Raw genomic sequence first — 23,940 nt, forward strand, 5'->3', positions numbered from 1 at the left:
CTAGTACTAGTTTGTGTAAAAATAGCTATGCTATGCATAAGTGTATTTCTAAGTTTGGATATCTATATAGATAATCCAACTAAGACCTGAACTTATTCATATAACTCACCGAAATGAATAACATACTTTTGTTCCAGTTTCTAGTTGGGGTATATTTCATAGTATAGATCTAACTTATAATTGGCTTATCTATAGATAAACAATTTAATAATTTCATTTATACTTTGCAATAAATACCATACTAGAAAGCAGAAACATTTTTATAACCTCAAGGGTCATAATATGCAACAGGCATTGAAAATGAGCTGTTAAAAGCCCTTAAGTAGTGAACCCGAATCTTTGATTCGGTGTGAATCACTTACTCAGCGAACTTGTGTGAGTCGAGTTTCCTCTAAAGGTTGTCCCACTAATGCTTGTCACAATGAAATTGGGAACAAGCATTAGTGGTGAAGCCTGCAATTTAGTGCTTTCAGCGAAATTTTCATAGTCCTGTGAAATAACAATGTTTCTCCTTTCGGTGGATTATTACATAAGTCTAAGTTATATATTGTTTATCTACAATTTCCAGAGAAAAAAGCAAAGCACTAAGAATCTTCTTAGTGCTTTACTTTTATTTATTATAGTCCTTGTTCATAGCTTTCTATCATTCTTTTTACCATTTCTCCACCAACGCTACCGTTTTGTCTTGAAGAAAGGTTTCCTTTATCCATGCTTTCATAATTGCTTAATCCAACTTCTGAAGCAACCTCTGTTTTTAATCTGTTTAACCCTTGTTTTGCCTCTGGTACTAATGTTCTGTTTCTTCCACTATTGTTTGAAGCCATATGAATCTACCTCCCTTAATTTTTTTTATTTTGTTTGGCAGTAATATCTTAACCACTATCACAAAATATAATCTATAAAAATGTTAACAGAAGTAGTACAGATAGCTTGTATTAGTTAATTTTAGATATTCATCCTTAAACTATAATCTCATATTTATTTTTAATAAGTGCTTTCATAGCATTATCCACATCTTTTTCCTTAACAAGGATATAATCAGTATCATAAGTGGAAATTGCAAATATGCTTATACCACTTTTCGCTAAAATCGTACTGATTGATGAAAGAATTCCTACTAATGAAAAGTCCAGCTGACCTTCAACCTTTAGAATTCTCCATTCTTTTTCGCATTTAACTTCATCAGGTATATCTTTTTCAAGGCATACTATTGATAATTCATCACATGTCTTTGTTATAGAAAAAAAATCACTGTTTTTTATCCATTCAGGAATTGATTCGTTGTTATTTAATCTGCACACTCCATATTTTTCTTCTAATAATCTGATAGTTAATATTTTTTCCGACATATCTTTCTTTCATCCTTTCTTCTCATTTTTAAACGCCTTATTTATCGCAAATTTATAGTTTAAAATATACAAAAAAAAAGCCAATAAAAATATTATTAAAATACTTCTCAGGCTTTTATCCTTTAGTGAATACAATTAACTTTAAAGTTTATCTTAGAACCGCTAATCATGTTGAACTATTGAATCAAAAAAACAATTCAGCCTTAATTATTACATGTTAAATTTATTCATCTATTCTAACATAATGTAAAATTTCAATCAACGTCACATATTATTGTATATATTTCGATTACGATTTTTCATTTATAATTTCACTAAATTAGGTGTTTATTTATTCCTAAAATGTGTAGAATACATTGCAATCTGAATACTTTCTTACTCAAAAAATATATTAACTTTACCTCTCTTTAGCCCCCCATAATTCCAATATGATAGTTAATTATTAGGTAATGCTGAAATTGGAAATGCATGTTTCTTTATTTTATATGCAAGATCTAGTTTAGTATCATCATCTATTTGACTCAATTTATAGTTCCATACTCTTGTATTTTCATCAACATCTTCTTCTGCATTGCAACCTATAACATTCCCTGGTACTTCAACTTCATTAATAAATTCTATATTTTTAATATAACTGTATACTTTTTGATCATCAGTATTATTTTTTATTAAGTTATCTATTGCTGATTTATTGAATTTTACATCAATTGTGTATACATCATCTTTTCCCTTTGTTCTTTTTAAATCAGTCATTGTTGCTAATCCACTTGAATTTATTTTTTCCTCTAATTCTTTAATATCTTTGAACTCATATGTGATTTCTTCAATATTCATATTATCTTTAAAATACTTATTAAAATTATATCCATTTTCTTTAGCCCATTCATGATCAATTACATCATTTTTTAATTTTGTTGATATAAAATCATCATATACAACTTGCAATTTTACAATACCTGACCCATTTTCATTTATTACAGTAGAACTTCTTAAATCTATATCTCTACATCCAAGTAACATAATACCTAAGATTAATATAAGTGAATTAAAAATTGTTCTTTTCATTTTACTCATTAGTTCTCCTCCTAGATGCATATTTTTCTATACTACTATAGTACCCAAAGATAGATTGTATATGCATAACTACATTAAGCTTACCCTAAGTTTCATACAAACTTAAGCCATCCCCCTGCCTCTTTATTTTAGGGCATTCTAACTAATTTCAGGCTCAAATTTCTACTCACTTTTAACATAAAAATATTATCCAAATTAAATTACTTTTAAAAATAATAAAGGGTAGTTAACGAACTAAAATCGCAAACTACCCTTTATAGACTATTTTGTATGTAGGAACTTTTCATAACTCTCTATTTTATCCTCTCTGTTGGTATTCTTTATCCAATTATTATATTCCAAGATAACTTTTTCTATTGTTGTTACGTTTAATTTATTATTTCTTTTTCTTTTCATTTCTGCATACATATTAATTTTAATTATATTTCCCATTTCATTGCCCTCCTTTCTATATAATATAACTTTGATATTAATTTTGTGTGTATAAAAATATTAAGAAATAGTTAAAATTTAATTATATCTTCTAACGTAGATAATTTTAAAAACGCTCTTTGTATAGATACAACAACTACAGCCTATACTTATGCGTATACCTCACCGAAATGAATAATATACTTTTGTTCCAGTTTCTAGGTAATTCTAATGGGTGATTCTAAGGCTATAAAGTTGCCCCCAAAGTGCTAGCCTCAAAGAACAAGCGCTCACAGAGAAAGTTCGAAGAACGAAATATAAAATGCTCATAGAGAAAGTTCTGCTTACCAAATGTAAAATTTGGAGCATCACTTTTCGATTCTCACTTTTTGAACTAGCACATTTGGAATAGTTCAAAGGAAACTCGACTCACTTCGTTCACTGAGTAATTTCAATTGACCAAATCATAGATTTGGAATTTCAATTAAGAATCACATCCATCAGAATTACCAATGAAACATTCCACAAAAGTATATTACTCATTTCTAGTTAAGATATATTTAATAGTATAAATCTAACTTATAGTTGAATTATCTATACTCACCGCTTATATTTTGTTACTAATCAAGATATTATCTTTTATTTACAAATTATAAATCAAGCTGTTGGTTGGTTTATCTATCCCTCCCTATGCTCAAAATCCCATTATTGTAACTGTTCAAGCTAGCTTAACTTTGTAGCATGTCCATTCTCATCAAAGCGATATCCGTATATATCTATATTGGTAATTAACTCGCCAGTAGAATAAGTTAGATAATCGTATCCACCTACATTAAACCATCCAGTAACCATGGCTCCATCTGTTCCAAAGTAGTACCAGTTACCATTTATTTTCTGCCATCCTGTCTTCATTGATCCATCTCTAGAGTCTCCAAGGTAATACCACTTATTATTTTTCAATAACCATCCTGATTTCATTGATCCATCATCTGAATTCCCTAGGTAATACCAATAATCTCCACTCAACTTCCAATCATAAAGCATCCAGCCTTCACTATCAAATAGATACCACTTTCCATTTATTTTTTCCCAACCATTCTTAGTATAACTTCCATCAGTGTGCCTATACCACCATCTATTATCCTTTATAATCCATTGTCCTGGTTTAGTAACATTACTTATTAGAGCTCCATCAGTAAATGAATTTATGTCACAATCTTCACTTACCCCGTTTACTCTGCCAGTTTCAGTATATTGATGCCCTACCCTATTGGTAAAGAAATTTGATGGCAAATTCCAAGGATCATTGTTATAGTTAGCCTCCCAGAAAGGCATATCCTGTATAACTGATTTTGCATTAGTAAGGTAACTTATAAAACTTGTATAACTGTAAATGCCTAATGGAATAGACGTTAGCTGGCCAAATGCAGTAACAAATCTTGTAACATAATCTGCAAGTCCGCTAAAGTTAGTTTCTACATCCATCATAGGCACTAGATCCCAATTATAATCTTTTATCTTATTATAAAAATTCTGGGCTTGTGCTTCTGGAGTACTTGTCCCAACTAAAAAATGATATGCTCCCACTTTTAAGTTATTATTTTTGCATCCACTATAAAATAGTTCCATTTTGCTATCTCTAAATGTTGCCCCCTCTGTTGCCTTTAAATAAACATATTGAACCCCATCTCCTGCAACAGCTCCAAAATCTATATTTCCATTGTTATTTGATACATCTATACCTTTTATATACCCCATAATTCATACTCCCTTTCGATTTTCATATTTATAAAGAGTAACCCTAAAGGGTTACTCTCAAATATTCAGTTGCTATTGTTCCATTAACTTATTGCTTTTATTTATTTTCTTTAGAATCTGAAGCTTGGACAGTTTTTGCTTCATCATTTGTAGTTTGGTCGCTTAATCCTGGTGTACTAGTATCAACTATAATTCCTAGCATTGTTAAGATTGTTAAAATAGTATTAACAATTTCTGTATAGTTATTAGGAATTATATTTAACCCTAACTGTTGCACTAATAATGCTATAGCACTAGCTATTGCAACCCAAAAGGCTTTGTTTTTTAATCTTGCTTGAAGATCAATACCTAACATACCTATCTTCACCTCTCTTCTTTTATATATACATAATATGAATTAAAACTCTTAATGGCGACTTAAAATTGAACTAACAGTACGAATTCTATTTTATAAGTGGTACTATCATTCATCACTTTAATACCTCTTAAAATATATATGTTTAAAAATATATTATGAATGCCATTTTTACAATCCATCTAAGTTTTAATCTAAGTAATACCTTAAATTTATATTAAAGTTATTTATTTAAAGAAGAGGCAATGTAATATAAATCTCAAATAAAAATAGAGATAATATTTTACTAAGCACAGAAATATTATCCCTACTTTCAGCTAAACTAATTTTATTGTGATTTATTTTATAATATACACTCAATGCTAGTTATCTTTGCATCTCCCGTAAGCGGCTTATAAATCATCACTTTCGAAATACCTTGTCCATTATGCGCTGCAACCTTTGACTTACATATAAAACAATAATTTGTTCCATTTACGCTCTGAGTAGCTAAGATTTTAGGTTCATACTCAACACCAATTAATTCACTTAATGCTGTCTTAAGCACATTTATATCATCATCTGTTATGTTATTGTGAACTTTCCATCCTCTTGATATCTTCATATAATTCTCCTCTCATTTATATCCCCTTAAATTTTAGAAAACGATTATATAACATTCGATTTACTATAGCATATTCATATTATTCGAATTTTTTAACTAATTTCCAAAAGAAAATTTAGAAGTGCAGCAAATTTGCTTTAAAAAATAAAATATAGAAGATCAATTGTAATATTCATTGATGATTATAGATATCCGACTTCAAATCTAGATTTATGTGGTGATAAAACCAAATAATAAAGAGAAGCGTCCCAAACATTATGAAACACTTCTCTTTAACTATTCTATTTAATTAATAACAAACTTTCTAACGCTGTAAATTCACTTTCCTCATAACATCTTTCATAGTTTGAGCTCCATATTTATTAATAAGATCTTTAACTATTGCTCTATGAAATTCCTTTATAGTTTTTTCCTTCAATTCATTATCACAAATAGAATTGTAATCAACTTGATTATTCATATTTTTCTCTCCTTTTGACTTATATTCATAATGTGCATAATAAATAATATTTTATACATACTTTATTTAAAAATATTTTATATACACTATGAAATACGCTTTAAAGTTAAAAGGAGATCTTTAATATCTATTGTCTATAAGAATCTCTTTTCAAAAATATAAAGTGCTTTCTATAAATCTTTTCCATTAGTAGAAATGACCTCTTTGTACCAGAAAAAGCTCTTTTTCTTACTACGCTTTAATGTACCTTTGCCTTCATTATCTTTATCAACGTAAATAAAGCCATATCTTTTTTTCATTTCTCCTGTGGATGCGCTTACAAGATCTATACATCCCCATGGAGTATATCCAATAAGATCAACCCCATCAATATTAATTGCATCTCTCATAGCTTTGATATGTTCCCTTAAATAATCAATACGATAATTATCTTCCACATATCCATTTTCATCTGGAGTATCAACAGCTCCTAATCCATTTTCAACTACAAATAATGGCTTTTGATAACGATCATACAAAGAATTTAAAGTGATTCTAAGTCCAAGAGGATCAATCTGCCACCCCCATTCACTTGCTTTTAAGTATGGATTTTTTAGTGTAGCAAATACATTACCTTCTGTTTGTGCATTTATTTCTGGATCAGCACTAGTCAATCTTGATGCATAATAGCTGAAAGAAATAAAATCAACAGTATTATTTTTTAATAATTTTTCATCCTCTTGTTCAATTTTTAGTTTTATATTCATTATTTCAAACATCTTCTTTGCATAGTTTGGGTATTCACCACGAGACTGAACATCAATAAAGAAATAGTTTTCCCTATCCTTCTCCATAGCTTTCCATACATCTTCTGGATTGCAAGTATTTGCATACGTATTACCAGCTGCAAGCATACAACCAATTTTAAAATCTGGATTTATCTTGTGTGCTATTTCAGTAGCTTTTGCACTTGCAACTAATTGATGATGTGCTGCTTGGTACTTTATAGCATCTTCATTTTCTCCTTCTTCAAAAACTAATCCTGCACCAATGAAAGGCAGATGTAGCAGCATATTTATTTCATTAAAAGTAAGCCAATACTTCACTTTGTCTTTATAACGTTCAAAAATCACTTCACATAATCTTTCATAATAATCTATCATTTTGCGACTTTTCCATGAACCAATTGTTTCTACAAGATGCATTGGTACATCAAAGTGAGTTATAGTAACTAATGGCTCAATCCCATATTTATGGCACTCATCAAAAACATTATCATAAAATTTTAATCCTTCCTCATTTGGCATTTTATCGTCTCCGTTTGGAAATATTCGTGCCCAAGACAAAGATAGACGGAAAGTCTTAAAACCCATTTCAGCAAATAATGCTATATCTTCTTTATAGTTATGATAAAAATCTATTGCTTCATGACTTGGATAATAATGTTCTTCATCGCATTTCATCATTTTCATCTTTCCAAGCATCACTGGAAATCTGTCTTTGCCTGCTGGAATTACATCAACTGTAGATAAACCTTTATTACCTTCTAAGTATCCTCCTTCGCACTGATTCGCTGCTGTAGCTCCGCCCCATAAAAATCCTTCTGGAAATTCCTTTATTTCTGAGTTATCATTCATCTTATTGTATCCTCCATATGTTTAAAAATATTATAAAAATAAAACTTCTTTTTGTTGTGACAATAACTATACTAGTTTTGCGATACAGTTATTGTCTGAGATACTGTAATAGGTTTCATGCTTGCTTTAGATTTAGTTTCTTTATTTAATTGCTGGTCAGACAGCCATTCCATAAGCGTTGTTACTTTTCCATTTATTATTGCGGAACATTGGTTATTATATACGTATATCCATGACCAATGACCCATATATTCATATGGTGTTCCATCTGCTTTTTTGTATAAACCTGTAGTATCAATTACATTATCAAAAAATGAAAAATGAACATTTGTATCACCTGCTTGCACTAAGCGATTATAAGTTGGAACCACATAATCAGTTGGAGGTACTGTTGTATCTGTTTTAGCTGCTGTAAACCAAATTGGCACTTTCTTAAACGCTTCAATATCTTTATCAGTAATCAATGTATCCTTTAGCGCCTCACAAGTTGGGAACGCTGCTGCAAAATAATCAGTATAATCACGTATCATAAGCATTGTCATATAGCCACCATTAGAGTCTCCACCTATATAAATTCTGTTTGTGTCAATATTACTATTCTTTGAGACATAATCTTTGATTAATGACATAAGAGCTTTTTCATACTTTGAGCTTCCATCTCCAAAACCAGTAAATCCATCCATCCAAAAAGTTGGTGCTTGAGGTGCCAAAATATATGCACCGTTAAAATATGCTTGCATGTCTTTTGATGAAAAATTTACAGCTTTATTGCCTGATATAGGTAAAAGCCCATCTGTTCCCCCTTCACCAATGCCGTGTAACCAAATAATTAATGGTTTTTTACTATAATCATTTTCTGGTGTATAGCTTGCATATTTTAAAGTAACGTTATCATAAGTTGCACTTCCAATTTTAAAATCATCAACAAGCTTTTTAGTTCCACCCGCAAATTTATTTATAACTAAGCCAGAAATTTCACCTGAATCCGTAACGATATCATTCTTCTGCTTAATTGTAAAATCACAATTAACCCAACCATTAAGATTAGTAGTTAAATTATAGTTAATCGGCGAAGTTAAAGATAAATCAGGTCCAACTTCCAAATCAAAAGTAATATAATTCCCCTTGCTTTGAATACTTCCAATATCATCAGAAACATATGCATTTTTAATCTTGCAATTTCCTTCCGATTCTCCTAATATAGGTGAATTTGCTCTATTCTCAGTCCTTAATACATGCACTTCGAATGTATCCTTAGTAATTGCTGATTGTGGTATTGTTTCACCTAAATCAACAATTATTTTTGTGATTGCAGGGCCCCAATCAAATACCTCTGTAGTAGTACGATAAGATGGTTCCTGAGTCTTATTATCAGCTGCAAAAGCACCTACATGAGGTGTACTTATCATAGTTACTGCCATAATAACTGACATAATGATTTTTCCACGCTTACTAATTATTTTTTTCATTTAACTCCCCCCTGATTTATCATATTTTAATATACTGGGCATTACATTTATTATAGACTAATCCCCAGTATATTTTAAATTATTCTCCAATATCTTATATCATTACTGTTAGTAGCTCTTCTTTATAATCAATAATCTTTCTATCAGTTTCAATAACATCTAAATAACTATCTGAATTAGTAATTACTACTGGCGTTATTAACGAATAACCTTCTTTCTCTATAGAATCAATATCAAACTCTAGTAGCACCTGTCCTGCTTTTACTGTATCTCCTTGTTTCGCTTTAGGGTAAAAGTATTTTCCTTCCAGCTGTACAGTATCCATGCCCACATGAATTAATATTTCTGCACCGTTAGCACTTGTGATCCCTATTGCATGACCTGTTGGGAAAAATGTTGTCAAAACTCCATCTACAGGAGCAAGTATTTTACCTTCCTTTGGTTCTATTGCAATGCCTTTTCCGAGTGCACCTTTTGAAAACGCTTCATCTTTTACTTCTGATAAAGGTTTAACTTCACCTTTTAATGGACTTACTAAGATTTCTTGTCTAACTAAAGGTTGTACTGTGTTTAAATCGTTCTTACTTTTACCTGAATCTGTATTATCTTCAAGTTTTGTAAATAACATTAATATAAATCCAATTAAGAAACCTGCTATCATAGCAATTATTGAACCATAGAATCCCCTATCCATTCCATTTGGACCAATATAACCTGGTATTCCAAAAATACCAAGACCTCCTATCATATATACATTAGAACCCATAAATCCTAATATCGCACCACCCAGTGAACCTCCTATACAACTCAAAATAAATGGCTTTTTACGTGGTAATGTAATACCATATATAGCTGGCTCTGTAACACCAAAAATTCCTGAAATAAATGCTGGTATACATAATCCTTTTAATTTACTATTCTTTGTTTTAAGCAGAATAGCTCCAACTACACCTGTCTGAGCAAATGAAGCTGCAAATATAAGTCCGAGAATTGGATCTTGATGTAATACTGTTAAATTATTTATTGCTATAGGAATAAATCCCCAATGTAATCCAAAGATAACAAATACTTGCCAGAAAGCCCCCATAAATAAACCTGCAACAACTGGACTTAAGCTATAAATTGATAGTGTTAACGCACCAAGTAATTTACCTGCCCAAGTTGCAATAGGCCCGATAACTATAAATGTTAAAGGAACAATAACTAATAATGTGCAAAATGGAACCAAGAATGTTTTAACTACATCAGGAATTACCTTTTTAAATCCATTTTCAATTTTGCCCCCCACATATGTAGCTAAAATAATTGGTATAACGCTTGATGTATAACTCATTAATATAACTGGAATTCCTAAAAAAGTTATATAAACTGGTGATTCAATTATTGAACCGGCAAATAAAGTATATAAAGGCTGAGCTGGTGGTGCTGTCAATCCTGCTAATGATGGATAAACTAACGCTGCACCTATTGCCATACCAATAAATTTATTCACTTTAAACTTATTAGCTGCTGTATAGCCTAAGAAAATTGGGAAAAAGTTAAATAAACAATCTCCCGTTGCATTTAAAATTTGATAAGTTCCATCCGTAGTGTTAAGTATATGCAACGCTATGAATAATGCATTGAATCCTTTAATCATACCTGTTGCAGCTAGTACTCCTAAAATCGGAGTAAATACACCTGATACAGTATCTATGAATTTGTTAAATGGACTCATTTTTTCTTCTGACACATCTTCTGATGCCCCAGTTTTAAAGCCACCAATTGAAACAACATCTTCAAAAACATCTGGAACATGATTACCAATAACCACTTGATATTGCCCTGCACTCTTTACAACAGTAACGACTCCATCCATATTTTTTAATACCTCAGTATTTGCTTTACTTTCGTCTTTCAGTTTAAAACGTAAGCGAGTAATACAGTGCGTTAAGCTATTAACGTTTTCTTTACCACCGACATTCTTTATAATGTCTTTTGCTAATTGTTCATATTTCATAATAATTCTCCTTTTCATATATCTTTATAACAAAATCGCAAGCGACTTTAGAGCTGAAGATTTTTTTACGCATCTGCCTTTTCGAACGCATGTGAGAAAAATTTGGCAGGCGGATAAGATTTCTTTTTTATTCTTTTTAAAATACCCAAACTATCCAAGCAACCTTTTTTTAAGTTATTCACAGATTTTACTGGAATATAAATTCCTAAAGAATAAAAAAACGAGACCAGATATGGATAGATATATCTTTTCTATCCATATTTGGTCTCGCCTGCTTTACCAGTAACAATCCAATACTTTTTATTCTTTAATTTATCTTTGAGTCACACGTTGGATATGTATAGTTAAATACAGTTGCTCTTCATCAGATAATTCTTTTTCTAAATACTTCTGTATTTTCAACATACACTCATATGCTTTTTTATATTTGGTTTTAACTTGCTTTAATAAAAAATCATCCTCTTCCTTTTCCATCTTTTCGTTTTTACTTAATCGTTGAAAAAAGAATCTTAAATGTGTAACAAACCTCTCATAATTAAGAGATTTTTCATTAAGTGCAATGTTGTAAGTGTACTTAATTATATTCAATATATCCTGTATCATTTTTGTTTGATGAGCAATATCTTCCACTTTATTACCCGAATTATTAGTCTGTGCATTTATTAAATGAAGCGCTATATTTCCCGCTTCATCTTCTGGTAATTTTTTATTAGTCTCACTCTGGATGAGGTCTAATGCTTTTAATCCAATTTCAAATTCTTTAGGATAAAACTTTTTAATCTCCCAGATTAATGCATTTGGACGATTTAATCCTTCATCAAATAATTTTAATGCATAACTAATATGATCAGTTAAAGTAATATATATATAATCATTTAGTTCAACACTTAGCATATTCTTGGCGTATTCAATAATATCATAACATAGTGATACATGTTCAGTAGGAATATCTTCTAATAATAATTTAAATTTCTCTGAAGCATCTTTTTGTTTTAGTATAAAAGTTTTTTCGATTAGATTTTCATCTACTTGATCTCCTACACTTTTCTTAAAGCCAACTCCACGCCCCATAATAACAATCTCTTGCTTACTTAAGTCTTTTGCTAAAATAGCATTATTATTAAATATCTTTTTTATTATCATTCCTATCCCCCAATCAAAGTTTATGATAAATTAGAATATAAAAACCCCAATTAATCAAAAGAGACTAAATAATATCTCTTCTCATTAATTAAGGTTTCGCCTGATCTAGTCAGTAACAATCCTAATATTTTGTAATCGTTTATCCATGTTCTTATAATAACTTCTTTACTATTAAATGTCAAGAATTTTGTTATTATTTTCATCACAAAATTTATAATCAACTGTTAAGCTTAAGATTTTTTAGAATCTATCTTTTAAGTGCACGTAAAAAAATCTGCACATCCGAAATGGCAGCTATGCTGCATATAAGAACATTTTATGTAAGCGAATATATTTTCCTTTTTATTCTCTCTCAAAGCATAGGCTTTTGAATTAATTTTTTATGATTTATATTCATAAGTGGCACACTATCCACAAATTTAGCATGAATATAAATTCTTAGAGAACAAAAAAGCCAGTAGAACATTTAATCTTGAATGTTCTACCAGCCTTACTTAACCGCAAATTGAGATTTACAGTTTTTTAAAGAAAACTTTTTCTACGTTCTTAGTTCTTAATTACTTTAAACCTTGTTCGTAGCTTTCAATCATGTGTTTAACCATGTATCCGCCAACGCTTCCGTTTTGTCTTGAAGAAAGGTTTCCTTTATCTTGATTTTCATAGTCTTGTAATCCAATTTCTGAAGCAACCTCAGTTTTTAATCTGTTTAATCCTTGCTTTGCTTCTGGTATTAATGTTCTGTTTCTTCCACTATTGTTTGAAGACATATATATCTACCTCCCTTAAATTAATATAAATTTTGCTTGGCAGTAATATATTAACCATTATGATGAATTATAACCTATAAAAATATTAACAAAAGTAGCATCATAAATTATAATTAGAAAAAACTTTCAATATCTTGTACTAAAATACATGAAAAAAGTAGCAATCTACGATCACTACTTTTTCATGTATTATAAATTATACAGCCTTGTCTGAATTTTCTTGATTGCTTTCATTTTGAAGTGTGCTATGCTTTCTTCCGTAAACAAAATACACTATTAAACCTATAGCAAGCCATACTAAAAATCCAATCCAAGTTATTAATTTTAATCCGCATAATAAAACTATACAGCATATTATTGATATTAATGGAGTAAATGGTACTCCTGGAGTTTTAAAGATTCTTTTGAAATCTGGCATAGTTTTTCTAAGTACTATAACTGCAAGAGATACAGAAATGAAACTTAATAATGTTCCTGTACTTAAAAATTCCACAATAATATCTAATGGTAAAAATCCTGCTATTATTGCTGCTATAGTTCCAGTTATTATAGTTGAAATGTGTGGAGTCTTATGAGTAGGATGTACTTTTGAAAATAATTTTGGTAAAAGTCCATCTCTTGACATAACCATAAATACTCTAACTTGGCCATAAAGTACAACCATCATAGTAGAAACCATTCCAAGTATAGCTCCAGTTCCAACTAATGCTGCTCCCCAGTTTATACCAACTCTAGCTAAAGCTCCTGGTACTGCATTTTCTGAAATTATTTCATTATAAGGTACCATTCCAGTAAGCACAACTGCAACTGAAACATAAAGCAAAGTAACTGCTATTAAACAAATTATAAGTCCAAGTGGAATGTCTTTTTTAGGATTTTCAGCTTCTTCTGCTGCTGTAGATATTGCATCAAATCCTATAAACGAGAAGAATATAGTAGCTGTTGCTGCAAAAATCCCCTTAAATCCAAATGGTACAAAAGGTTGATAGTTAGATGGATTTATATGTGATACTCCAAGAACTATAAATACAATAATTATAGTTATCTTTATTCCTACAATTAAATTATTAACTCTAGCGCTTTCCTTCATACCATAATATAATATGTAAGTTATTATTGCAATTATTAATACAGCTGGTAAATCCACTATTCCGCCTTTACTTGGTGACGTTATCAAAGCCTGTGGAAGTGTTACACCCACTGATTTTAATATTCCAATAAAGGTTCCTGACCAACCTGATGCAACCGCACTACATGCAACTAAATATTCTGCAGTAAGGCACCATCCAATTATCATAGCTACTATTTCACCAAATACTATGTATGAATAAGAATATGTACTTCCCGCAACTGGAAACATAGTTGAAAGTTCACAATAACACAATGCACAAAGGCCAGCTACTATACCTGCTAAAATAAATGAAATAATTACAGCTGGTCCAGCTAAATGTGCTCCTGTCCCTGTGGCAACAAAAATACCTACCCCTACTACTGCTCCAATACCAAAGGCAGCTATGTCTTTTGCTTTAAGATTTTTCTTTAAAGCTGACTTTTGCGCGCCTTCTAGCATTTTATCTAACGATTTTTTCTTAAAAATATTCATATAGGTCCTCCTATTTACTTAATCCATTCGTCAAAAATCTCTTAATAACTATATACCTCTATATAACATATTAAATATTTATCTAGAAATTTTAAAAGTACAACAAATCAATTAATATATTATCATATTTTTATAATATTAGGCAAGACATTAACACATTAATAATTTATATATTTTTTAATTTTTCTCTTAAAAAACCAATATTTTTTAACATAATATTATGCAAAATCCTAATATAAGGAAGAAAATCATAGGTTAACGACGAAAACCCAACAAAAAATTACTGCATTATTTTTAATCTATGTTTCTAAATAAATTTAAAACTATAATATCCATCATTATTTTAAACAAATATAAGAATAATATTAGTAATAAATGAAGAAATTTATTAAAAAATGCCGAACTTATATCTCTTATCATTACTTTAAAACGATAAGAGGCATAAGCTCGGCACTTTATAATAAGATTATTGTAAAATTTTATTGAGCTATAAGATAAGCCATCAATTCTTCTCTTGTAAATCTTTTAGGCTCTTTAAATTGATTTAAAGTTAGCGCTCTATAATAAACTTCAGCTACTTTTTCAACATATCTTCCTTTAGATAATACATCTTCTATATCTTTACTAACAACAATTACTCCATTACTTTCTAATAAACAAGCATCACTTGTACTCAATCTTTCTACTAAGTCTTTTGCTGGATCATTAGTTTTTGCTTTTTCATAATTAGCTAAATATATATAACCTCCGTAGTTTGCCGCATCATAAGTTACTGGAGGAATTACTTTATTAGCTACCGCAAAAGTAGTCGCATAAACTGGGTGAATATGCATAAAAGCTTTTATATCTTTTCGAGCCTTATATATATCAAGATGCATTTGCATATCACTATTTGGCTCAATTCCATCCATTGTTTCAACTTTATTTCCATTTAAATCTACAACACAAACATATTCTTTACATAAATCCTCTATTTTAATTTTTGATGGTGTTATAATTACATAACCAGAACTTTCGTCTTTAATACTAAAGCTTCCTATTTTTTCTATGCATAAGTTATATTTTTCTGCGTCTTTAGCAATTTTTATAAGTTTGATTTTTAAGTTTTCTAACATACTTACACTCTCCTTCACCATAACACTCACTTAATTTAATCCCATTACTTTATCTTCAAATATTCTAGCATCCATTAATTTAAGATCTTTATCTACTATTGGTGCAAAATCCATTGCAGCTAATATATCTTTTTCAAGATTTACTCCAGGTGCAATTTCAGTTAAATGTAATCCATCTTCTTTTAACTCAAATACAGCTCTTTCTGTTATATACATAACAGGTTGCTTTAACTTCGTTGCACGATTTCCACTAAAAGTAATCTGCTGAACAGAGTCTACAAATTTTTTATTTGATCCATCATTTATAATTTTTAATTTCCCGTCTTCTATTTTTATGTCTAATCCTTTAGCTGTAAAAGTTCCACAGAAGACTACTTTCTTCGAGCTTTGAGTAATGTTAATAAATCCACCACAGCCTGGCACCTTTGGTCCAAATTTACTTACATTTATATTTCCCTGCTTGTCTACTTCTGCAAGACCTAAGAATGCTATATCCAATCCGCCTCCATCGTAGAAATCAAATTGTGTTGGTTGATCATACATACATTCTGGGTTTATTGATGCTCCAAATTTATTACCGCCTTGAGGAATTCCCCCTATAGCTCCTGGTTCTACAGTTAACGTAAAGTAATCACATATTCCTTCTTCATTAGCAACATTTGAAATTGCTTCTGGCATTCCAATCCCGATATTCACAACTTGTCCTTTTACTAATTCCATTGCAGCTCTTCTTCCGATAATTTTTCTTTCATCCAATTTTAAAGGTGCTAAACCATCGACTACCATATTTGCCTCTCCAGTTAATGAAGGGTCATAATTGTATCCTAATATTTGAGCTTGATCTTCTTTATCTTCTGCTTCAACTATATAGTCTACATATATTCTAGGTATCTTCACAGCTCTTGGATCCAATGTTCCAAATTTAACAATCTTCTCAACCTGAACTACTACAGTTCCTCCGCAATTTTTAACTGCTTGAGCTATACATGCAGCCTCAGAATAAGTAGCTTCATGGTCCATTGTAATATTTCCTTTTTCATCTGCATATGTTCCTCTAATAAAAGCAATATCTATCTTTGGACATTTATATATTAAATTTTCTTCACCTAATATATCTATTACTTGTACTATATCATCCTTAGTTATTGAATTTGCTTTTCCTCCCTCTACTCTAGGATCTACAAAAGTGTTTAATCCAACTTTAGTTATAGTGCCAGTCCTATTACTTGCTTTATCTCTAAACATATGACACATAACTCCTTGCGGTAAATTATATGCATATGTTTTATTATCTCTAATTAATGCGCCTATCTTAGGTGCTAAGCCAAAATGTCCTCCTATAACTCTACCTGTTAGCCCTTCATGTGCTAAGTGATTTAATCCTTTACTTCCTCTATCACCTGATGCTGCTGCAAACATTAATGTTAGATTTTTGGGGCTATTTTCTTCTAAAAATCTTTCTTCCAATCTTTTGATTAATGATTCTGGAACTCCTAGTAATGCGAAACCTGATGTTGCTAAAACATTGTTGTCTTTTACCAAATCTGCTGCTTCCTTAGAATTAATTATTTTTACCATAAATATCATCTCCTGAAAAATATAATAGCCTTTGTTATTTTTTTATCAATTCCTCTTACCTTTATTTTAATAGCTTGTCTATTTTTTGTCAATCTAATTTTCTGACAATTCAGAATTATTTTTTAATCCATTATTATTCAAAAATCTATTTTTTATTGTTAATGTATTGATATCGCTAACATTTCTATATTTCTCCCACATTTTTCAAGAAAATTTAAAATATAAAATTAAATCAAAATATTTATTATCTGATTATACTTACATTTTATGAAAGCAATCACATATTGGTTAATATATATTGATATTTTTTTAACTATTTTTCAATTTATTATTGATTACCAAATAACAACATTATATTTCACATATCGCTTTAACATATATGTTGCAATTCAAAATGCGCAATTTACAATGCACAATTACGTCTAAAATTCTTGCAATATATGTTCTCCAATAAAACCATTTAACATTTAAATTTCCCCTCTTTAATACAGCAATAACTCCTCTGATTGTCTTAAAATCAAAGGAGTTACTACTATATTATAAAATATAAAACTTATATTGTTTTCTCTTTTGTTATATTATGACTTATAATCAGCAATATATGTTATATATTAAGTTGCTCTATTATTCATATTTTCTCTATATGGCTCTAAATGAACAATTACATCTGCATTATTATTGAATTCCTTTCTTAACGCATCTTGAATTTCATGAGTTAATTTATGCGACTCTTCAAGACTCATTCTTGAATCTGCTAAAACATGCATATCTATATGCATATCTTCAATAGTTCCACGACTTCTTATTTTATGAACACCTTTTACACTTTTCTGGGACATTGTAATTTCTTTTATTGTCCCAGCTTCTACTGCAATACTATCAACTAAAATATCGCTAGCAACTCTGAATATTTCATAGGCAGAATGAAATATAAAGATAGCAACTACAACAGAAGCAAAACTATCTATAAGTGGCGATATTCCCAATTTTATTGCGCTAATAGCTATAATTACACCAATGGTTACAAATACATCACTTTTTGTATGCATTGAATCAGAAATTAGAATTGTACTCTTTAACTCTAATCCCTTCTTATATTCATACTTTGTAATAAATATATTAATGCATAGTGTAACAAGCATTACAATTAGACTGATCGTTGTAATTTCTGGTCTAACTGGATGCATAAATTTATTAGTCCCATCGATTATAATCTTTCCACCTATAAAAACTAACATTCCAACAATAAATAATCCTGTAAGTGTTTCATATTTCTTATGTCCATAAGGATGCTCTTCGTCAATAGGCTTGGCTGCTATTCCTACCCCAATAAGTCCAATAATATTAGATGATCCATCTGTTATTGAATGAAATCCATCTGCCACTATACTCGAACTATTTGCAAAAGTACCAATTACTATTTTTATAAAAGCTATTATTATATTTGCAAACATAATAATCCAAAGAACTCTTTTTATTTCTTTAAAATTGTTTTTCTCCAAAATTACACCTACTTTTAATTAATAAAATTTAAGTAACTATAATAAATTGGTTGATGAATTCAACTATAGATGACTAATATATTATTATTTTTTCTTTATGTTACTTCTAAAAAAGTTTATTCTACATCCTGCTTCATCAATTATTTTAATAATAGTTTGCTCATTAATTATCAATTGGTAATATACTTTATACTTCTATAGTATGTTATTGTTGTATATATGTTAATATATCTAAAAATATATCAAGTACTTATTATTATCAGTTGAAAATAAATTCTAACTGATATCTCATATAGTCCACGATCTATTAGCTCAAATATTATATAAAAAGAAATACAGACAACAAAAAGGACTCAGAAGCCCATCTTCCGAATCCTCCATTTTAAATTAATATATTGCAAAAATAATCCTTCATCATAATTCTAAAAAATATTACAAGAATTTTAACGCAATTGTGAAATGTGCATTGTGAATTTCAACATATATGACCATTATCGAAAATCCTTATTTCCAATATATCCAATGTTTTCCATTCATGCCAGCTTGTACAAAAATATAAGATTACTTTAAAAAGCTATTGCAAATAGTATATTGGTATTAATTGAAAAAAGCATTTTGTTAAGCATTCTATAGAATTATATTTATATAATTAGCTATCTCTTTTATACTTTGTGTGGTAATTCACTTCTAATTTTTTCTAGGTGCTTTGGATAATCCTGAATTACAATATCAGCTTTTATTCCAATCTTCTCTAATGCCCCCAATGAAGATTGTACTTTATCCCAGAATTCTTCTACTGCTCTATTGACATGATTTTTAACCACTGCAGTCTCAAACTCACTATTTTCCTTTTCAACTTTTCTCAACTGATTCATTAAAGTTATTTCATCAGAATCTATATTTTTTAATTCTACACATAATGTATTTTTTAATCCAAGTATACAAAACTCTTCACTTAATCCATCTTCGCCTTTATTAGAAACATATGAAATTTCTTTAATAATTTTTCTTCCCGTGTATCCAATCGAGTCTTCATATTCTTGAAATACAAGAATATCTCTAACACTAAAATCCCTACTGTATCTTACTAATTCAAAAGTTTTACTTCCATCTCTTATCACTTTATAGTTATTAGGCGTTATTTTTAGCTCATGTATCATTTAAATCATCTTCTTTCTATAGTGTATTATATTTTTAAATTTTAGACTTAAATAAATTGAGTATTTGCTCTATATAACTATTGTTTCAAAAAATACTTCTACTATTCTTAATAAAAGCTTTTAAATTATGTAATCTCCGATTAATATATAAATAATCCACCGAAAGTAGAAACATTGTTATTCCGCAGGACTATGAAAATTTCGCTGAAAGTACTAAATTGCAGGTTGCATCACTAATGCTTGCTCCCATTTTCATTGTGACAAGCATTAGTGGAACAACCTACAATTAAGAGCTTTTAACAGCTTATTTTCAATGCCTGCTGCATAAAAATGTTTCTGCTTTCTAGCATAGTATTTATTTCATAGTATAAATCATAGCTATGTATAAGTTATAGATAACACAATCACAAACTACACTTAGACTATGAAATATCTCCTATACAGAAATGAGTAATATACTTTTGTGGAATGTTTCATTGGTAATTTTGATGGATGTGATTCTTTGGCTATAAGTTGTTCCAAATGTGCTAGTTCAAAGCTTGTTCTTTGAGGCTAGCACTTTGGGTGCAACTTTATAGCTTTAGAATTACCCATCACAATTACCCAGAAACTGGAACAAAAGTATGTTATTCATTTCGGTGATGTTACTCATAAGTATAGATTATAGATATGTTCTAATTCATTACTTAATTTTTTCTATAAATTCATCTATTAATTTTCTTGCCAAAGTAAACTTTTTAGGTATATTAGGGAAGCTTTCTTGTGAGAACCATTGCGCATCAACTATCTCTTTTCCATCGACCTTTATTTCTCCTGATTCATATTCTGCAAAAAATCCAACCATTAATGAGTTAGGAAATGACCAAGGAGAACTTTTATAATATTTAATATTCTTAACCTTTATTCCAACTTCTTCAAAAACTTCTCTTTTGACTGTACTCTCTAAATCTTCTCCAGCCTCTACAAATCCTGCAATCAAACTATACATATCATTTTTAAATCCTCCATTATGAGCAAGAAGAATTTCATCTCCTTTTATTACAGCAACTATTATAGCAGGACATATTACAGGATACATTACATTATTGCAGCTCGGACAAACTTTAGCCATTTCATCAATTTTTTCTTCTGTTCTAGATCCACATTTCCCGCAAAATTTATGTGTTTTATCCCAATTTAATATTTGGTTAGCTCTTCCTGCTGCTAAAAACACTTCTTCTTCTAATAGCGGTCCTATTTCATATAATGATATTAACTCAAAATTATTTTCCAATTTAATTTCTGAAGAAACTTCTATTGCAAAGCAAAACTTATCTTCAATTTTTCCAAGAAGGAACTCTTTTTCATATTCAGCACCTAATCTCATAATTTCGTCAAAAACAGGAATACTTAATACTTCCCCATTTCTCTTCACTAATAAACTGCCCTTGAATATTAAAAAACACAAGTCCTCAGGTCTACTTTTTTTCGTTATATTAGACAATATATTAAAATTATTTTCCATCTTAAATTAATTCCTTTCAAAACACTTTACCATTTAAAACTAATACCTAATGTAAAGTAATAATAAATAATCTTTATTATAACATTTAATTTAAATTAAGGTAAGCATATACATTTAACCTAAATTAACTAAAAATAACTTATGTATCGAATAATTCAATAAAATTTGCCTTATTAAACATACAAAGAGGAGCATTTTGTATGACCCCTCTTAATAAATAAACTATTATTTTATATAATAACCCTTGGCCTTATATTAGTGTTTTTTACAGCAGTGATGTTTATGATGAGATTTACGACATTTGAAGCAGCATTTATTCTTTTTCATATACTCTATAAGTTGACGTTTTGCTCTTTCATAACCATCTCTACAGCCTTTTTTATACCCTTCGTACTTTCCTTTTTCAAAACCTTCTTTGAAAACTTTTTCCATCATCTTTGGGATATAATCTTCATCTTTATCAAAGTCACACTCTTCTCTTCCGCCTAAATCCCAATCTTCTTTTTCAGCAAATTCACATTCTTCTTTTTGATCATATTCATAATCGTCTTTTTCTTCAAATTCGCATTCTTCTTTTCCAAAGAAATCAAACTCATCCTCTAGGTCATCAAAATCAAAGTCAAGCTCATTTTCAAAATAATAATCGTATTCTTCTTTATTATCTTTGTAATCCATTTTTTTCTCTCCTTTGTAATTTCCATAAAATTGTTTGATTTATAGAAGCTCTATTTATATAGCTTTTAATTTATCAATTATGCTATTAGAAATCTGATAACATTTTTTTACCAGAACTTTGTTAAAATTAGCAATCACTTAGTACTATATTATGCTGCTTTATAATATTTGCTATTAATTACTAAAGAAATATTCCAATATATCTAAGCTTTAACCTGAATAATAAAACTATAAAAGTTATTTAAAAAACGTATATTTTTCTGTACTTTGTTAATAATATTATTGAAAACATAATAACCCGACCTAAATTTAAAATAGAGATAGTATTTTAGAATTCACTAATACTATCTCTATTTTGTATTTTAAATTTATTTATAATAACTATCTATATGTGCTACAGTTGGATTCCTACATTGATTATTTTAATTGAGTACTTAACTTACTATAATTTTGAATGTGGGTTTATCATTACAACATATGTATTTAATGTATAAAATTTTTATATAATAATTTCAAAATATATGTATACTTACTTACTACCCTGTCAATAATTCTAAAGGAAAGCATTATTACTCAACCACACTCAAAATAGAGATAGTATTTTTTAATTAATAATACTATCTCTATTATATTCCTATAAATTAGCTTCTAATTCTACCTTTCCAGCAATTCCTTAAACACCTTATTGTGCTCTATGTCCTTGCTTAGAGATTGAATAACTCTTATAATCTGCTGTTCATTTATCTTTTCTTTGGAATTCATAGCAATTCCTATTATATAAGCTTTTATTATTTTATAGGTATTAATAAGAACTTTAATACTTTCCAAAAACTCTTCTCCTTTATTAAAAGGAATTAAATCTTTAAAAATCTGATTTACTAAGTAATTCTCTAGAATGTATGAATACTCATCTATCTCATCAAAATATCTAGGGTTTTCTTCTAGATACGTGCGTAAATCATTTTTATTAAAAATCCCATCTTTGTATTCATTAACACATTGCTTAAGCCTTATCCCTCTTATATTTTCAAGTAAATCATCCTTAGCAATATCCATATAAAAATCATTATTTTCCTTGAAATTCATTCCTTTTAACGACTCATAATCTATGTATTCATTGTTAAAATCATCTAATAACTTCTCTATTCCATCAAAATCATTTAATTTATATGAACTCTGAATTTTCCAGTAAAAATTCTTAAGAATATTTAACCGTTCCTCTATCGAATATTCTCTCAATTGAATAATATTTATAGATATCACCCTTATGTCCCAGAAATATTGAAAAAGACTTTCAGTTCCTTCAAAAGCTTCACTATCTATAATTCTTCTTATCTCAATATCATTCTCATTTATTTCTTCTTCGTTCTCTATAAACTCCATCTTATCTTTATCCAAAAACGCTTTTGTACATATTTCAATACAAGAAGGTAATCCACTCTTTTCGTAAATATTATCGACAATATTAAATACTCTAGGATAACTTTTACAAGTTATACAAAGATTCTTTTCCCCAAATCCACCATGTATATCACAAAGCATATTACAATTCAAAAAAGGACATCTATTACCGTCTTTTAGTGCCATGAAACCATTATTAAAAAAATCGTGTTCAGCTTCATTAAAAAAGAACTTTCCTTCCAATAATTCTTTAAGTTCACCAGTGCTATTAGTGTAATTATTATAAGTATCCTCATCTATATTTATATCCCATCCTGCACAACAAGTATCAATGCAACTTGAGTTTATGCATTTAAAGTCTTCCATATATTTAGGTAAAAAAACGTTTATTTTCATT

The 23,940-nt window shown here is 29.3% G+C and carries 21 protein-coding genes; all 21 read right to left on the reverse strand.

The features are described from left to right. Positions 1-617: 617 nt before the first annotated feature. The 21 genes from L1S46_RS24575 to fliB all read right to left on the reverse strand — a co-directional run bounded on the left by L1S46_RS24575 (position 618) and on the right by fliB (position 23,939). Positions 618-824 carry an alpha/beta-type small acid-soluble spore protein gene (locus L1S46_RS24575; RefSeq protein WP_012059444.1) on the reverse strand — a complete coding sequence of 69 codons (207 nt, stop codon included), beginning with the start codon at positions 822-824 and terminating at the stop codon, positions 618-620. Positions 825-959: 135 nt separating this feature from the next. Then, complete coding sequence (locus tag L1S46_RS24580) at positions 960-1,349, reverse strand: ACT domain-containing protein (RefSeq protein ID WP_012059445.1); 390 nt, start codon at positions 1,347-1,349, stop codon at positions 960-962. Positions 1,350-1,784: 435 nt separating this feature from the next. Then, positions 1,785-2,423 (reverse strand): hypothetical protein, encoded by a 639-nt coding sequence (locus tag L1S46_RS24585; RefSeq protein ID WP_012059446.1) that lies wholly within the window; start codon positions 2,421-2,423, stop codon positions 1,785-1,787. Positions 2,424-2,684: 261 nt separating this feature from the next. Further along, positions 2,685-2,855, reverse strand: coding sequence for a hypothetical protein (locus L1S46_RS24590; protein ID WP_017211073.1), 171 nt, complete (start codon positions 2,853-2,855; stop codon positions 2,685-2,687). Between the two features lie 702 nt (positions 2,856-3,557). Then, positions 3,558-4,592: a GH25 family lysozyme gene (locus tag L1S46_RS24595; protein WP_031275655.1), complete on the reverse strand. Its 1,035-nt coding sequence runs from the start codon at positions 4,590-4,592 to the stop codon at positions 3,558-3,560. A gap of 97 nt (positions 4,593-4,689) precedes the next feature. Beyond that, positions 4,690-4,947: a phage holin gene (locus L1S46_RS24600; protein WP_012059448.1), complete on the reverse strand. Its 258-nt coding sequence runs from the start codon at positions 4,945-4,947 to the stop codon at positions 4,690-4,692. A 343-nt stretch (positions 4,948-5,290) separates the two neighbouring features. Then, positions 5,291-5,551, reverse strand: coding sequence for a hypothetical protein (locus tag L1S46_RS24605; RefSeq protein WP_012059449.1), 261 nt, complete (start codon positions 5,549-5,551; stop codon positions 5,291-5,293). Positions 5,552-5,855: 304 nt separating this feature from the next. Then, positions 5,856-6,011 (reverse strand): hypothetical protein, encoded by a 156-nt coding sequence (locus tag L1S46_RS24610; RefSeq protein WP_012059450.1) that lies wholly within the window; start codon positions 6,009-6,011, stop codon positions 5,856-5,858. Positions 6,012-6,181: 170 nt separating this feature from the next. After that, positions 6,182-7,627, reverse strand: coding sequence for a 6-phospho-beta-glucosidase (locus L1S46_RS24615; protein ID WP_238901239.1), 1,446 nt, complete (start codon positions 7,625-7,627; stop codon positions 6,182-6,184). A 71-nt stretch (positions 7,628-7,698) separates the two neighbouring features. Next, a complete protein-coding gene (locus tag L1S46_RS24620) occupies positions 7,699-9,096 on the reverse strand; it encodes a prolyl oligopeptidase family serine peptidase (RefSeq protein WP_238901240.1) in 1,398 nt (465 codons plus the stop codon). Positions 9,097-9,190: 94 nt separating this feature from the next. Continuing rightward, positions 9,191-11,095: a beta-glucoside-specific PTS transporter subunit IIABC gene (locus L1S46_RS24625; protein WP_238901241.1), complete on the reverse strand. Its 1,905-nt coding sequence runs from the start codon at positions 11,093-11,095 to the stop codon at positions 9,191-9,193. A gap of 312 nt (positions 11,096-11,407) precedes the next feature. Then, positions 11,408-12,238: a PRD domain-containing protein gene (locus L1S46_RS24630; protein WP_012059454.1), complete on the reverse strand. Its 831-nt coding sequence runs from the start codon at positions 12,236-12,238 to the stop codon at positions 11,408-11,410. Between the two features lie 557 nt (positions 12,239-12,795). Continuing rightward, on the reverse strand, positions 12,796-13,005 hold the full coding sequence (locus L1S46_RS24635) for an alpha/beta-type small acid-soluble spore protein (protein ID WP_012059455.1): 210 nt from the start codon (positions 13,003-13,005) through the stop codon (positions 12,796-12,798). Positions 13,006-13,201: 196 nt separating this feature from the next. Further along, complete coding sequence (locus tag L1S46_RS24640) at positions 13,202-14,608, reverse strand: amino acid permease (RefSeq protein WP_238901242.1); 1,407 nt, start codon at positions 14,606-14,608, stop codon at positions 13,202-13,204. Between the two features lie 479 nt (positions 14,609-15,087). Further along, on the reverse strand, positions 15,088-15,723 hold the full coding sequence (locus L1S46_RS24645; RefSeq protein WP_238901243.1) for a class II aldolase/adducin family protein: 636 nt from the start codon (positions 15,721-15,723) through the stop codon (positions 15,088-15,090). 30 nt (positions 15,724-15,753) lie between these two features. Then, positions 15,754-17,301 carry an acyl CoA:acetate/3-ketoacid CoA transferase gene (locus L1S46_RS24650; protein ID WP_012059458.1) on the reverse strand — a complete coding sequence of 516 codons (1,548 nt, stop codon included), beginning with the start codon at positions 17,299-17,301 and terminating at the stop codon, positions 15,754-15,756. Between the two features lie 611 nt (positions 17,302-17,912). Continuing rightward, entirely contained in the window at positions 17,913-18,803 is an 891-nt protein-coding gene (locus L1S46_RS24655) for a cation diffusion facilitator family transporter (protein WP_238901244.1), read from the reverse strand. Positions 18,804-19,465: 662 nt separating this feature from the next. After that, on the reverse strand, positions 19,466-19,963 hold the full coding sequence (locus L1S46_RS24660) for a DUF3850 domain-containing protein (RefSeq protein WP_238901245.1): 498 nt from the start codon (positions 19,961-19,963) through the stop codon (positions 19,466-19,468). 682 nt (positions 19,964-20,645) lie between these two features. Beyond that, positions 20,646-21,467 carry an NAD(+) diphosphatase gene (gene nudC, locus L1S46_RS24665; RefSeq protein ID WP_238901246.1) on the reverse strand — a complete coding sequence of 274 codons (822 nt, stop codon included), beginning with the start codon at positions 21,465-21,467 and terminating at the stop codon, positions 20,646-20,648. Positions 21,468-21,722: 255 nt separating this feature from the next. After that, the gene (locus L1S46_RS24670; RefSeq protein ID WP_023976989.1) at positions 21,723-22,142 is read right to left on the reverse strand and encodes a hypothetical protein; all 420 of its coding nucleotides are present in this window, start codon (positions 22,140-22,142) and stop codon (positions 21,723-21,725) included. Between the two features lie 654 nt (positions 22,143-22,796). Then, positions 22,797-23,939: a flagellin lysine-N-methylase gene (gene fliB / locus L1S46_RS24675; protein WP_171787994.1), complete on the reverse strand. Its 1,143-nt coding sequence runs from the start codon at positions 23,937-23,939 to the stop codon at positions 22,797-22,799. Position 23,940: the final 1 nt, after the last annotated feature.

The sequence above is a fragment of the Clostridium sp. YIM B02500 genome, assembly GCF_022324665.1.
Classification (GTDB): Bacteria; Bacillota; Clostridia; order Clostridiales; family Clostridiaceae; genus Clostridium; species Clostridium beijerinckii.

What these genes read in the sequence shown, in the direction of transcription:
- L1S46_RS24575 (WP_012059444.1), bottom strand. Translation starts at nt 824, where the DNA reads ATGGCTTCAAACAATAGTGGAAGAAACAGAACATTAGTACCAGAGGCA.
- L1S46_RS24580 (WP_012059445.1), bottom strand. Translation starts at nt 1,349, where the DNA reads ATGTCGGAAAAAATATTAACTATCAGATTATTAGAAGAAAAATATGGA.
- L1S46_RS24585 (WP_012059446.1), bottom strand. Translation starts at nt 2,423, where the DNA reads ATGAGTAAAATGAAAAGAACAATTTTTAATTCACTTATATTAATCTTA.
- L1S46_RS24590 (WP_017211073.1), bottom strand. Translation starts at nt 2,855, where the DNA reads ATGGGAAATATAATTAAAATTAATATGTATGCAGAAATGAAAAGAAAA.
- L1S46_RS24595 (WP_031275655.1), bottom strand. Translation starts at nt 4,592, where the DNA reads ATGGGGTATATAAAAGGTATAGATGTATCAAATAACAATGGAAATATA.
- L1S46_RS24600 (WP_012059448.1), bottom strand. Translation starts at nt 4,947, where the DNA reads ATGTTAGGTATTGATCTTCAAGCAAGATTAAAAAACAAAGCCTTTTGG.
- L1S46_RS24605 (WP_012059449.1), bottom strand. Translation starts at nt 5,551, where the DNA reads ATGAAGATATCAAGAGGATGGAAAGTTCACAATAACATAACAGATGAT.
- L1S46_RS24610 (WP_012059450.1), bottom strand. Translation starts at nt 6,011, where the DNA reads ATGAATAATCAAGTTGATTACAATTCTATTTGTGATAATGAATTGAAG.
- L1S46_RS24615 (WP_238901239.1), bottom strand. Translation starts at nt 7,627, where the DNA reads ATGAATGATAACTCAGAAATAAAGGAATTTCCAGAAGGATTTTTATGG.
- L1S46_RS24620 (WP_238901240.1), bottom strand. Translation starts at nt 9,096, where the DNA reads ATGAAAAAAATAATTAGTAAGCGTGGAAAAATCATTATGTCAGTTATT.
- L1S46_RS24625 (WP_238901241.1), bottom strand. Translation starts at nt 11,095, where the DNA reads ATGAAATATGAACAATTAGCAAAAGACATTATAAAGAATGTCGGTGGT.
- L1S46_RS24630 (WP_012059454.1), bottom strand. Translation starts at nt 12,238, where the DNA reads ATGATAATAAAAAAGATATTTAATAATAATGCTATTTTAGCAAAAGAC.
- L1S46_RS24635 (WP_012059455.1), bottom strand. Translation starts at nt 13,005, where the DNA reads ATGTCTTCAAACAATAGTGGAAGAAACAGAACATTAATACCAGAAGCA.
- L1S46_RS24640 (WP_238901242.1), bottom strand. Translation starts at nt 14,608, where the DNA reads ATGAATATTTTTAAGAAAAAATCGTTAGATAAAATGCTAGAAGGCGCG.
- L1S46_RS24645 (WP_238901243.1), bottom strand. Translation starts at nt 15,723, where the DNA reads ATGTTAGAAAACTTAAAAATCAAACTTATAAAAATTGCTAAAGACGCA.
- L1S46_RS24650 (WP_012059458.1), bottom strand. Translation starts at nt 17,301, where the DNA reads ATGGTAAAAATAATTAATTCTAAGGAAGCAGCAGATTTGGTAAAAGAC.
- L1S46_RS24660 (WP_238901245.1), bottom strand. Translation starts at nt 19,963, where the DNA reads ATGATACATGAGCTAAAAATAACGCCTAATAACTATAAAGTGATAAGA.
- nudC (WP_238901246.1), bottom strand. Translation starts at nt 21,467, where the DNA reads ATGGAAAATAATTTTAATATATTGTCTAATATAACGAAAAAAAGTAGA.
- L1S46_RS24670 (WP_023976989.1), bottom strand. Translation starts at nt 22,142, where the DNA reads ATGGATTACAAAGATAATAAAGAAGAATACGATTATTATTTTGAAAAT.
- fliB (WP_171787994.1), bottom strand. Translation starts at nt 23,939, where the DNA reads ATGAAAATAAACGTTTTTTTACCTAAATATATGGAAGACTTTAAATGC.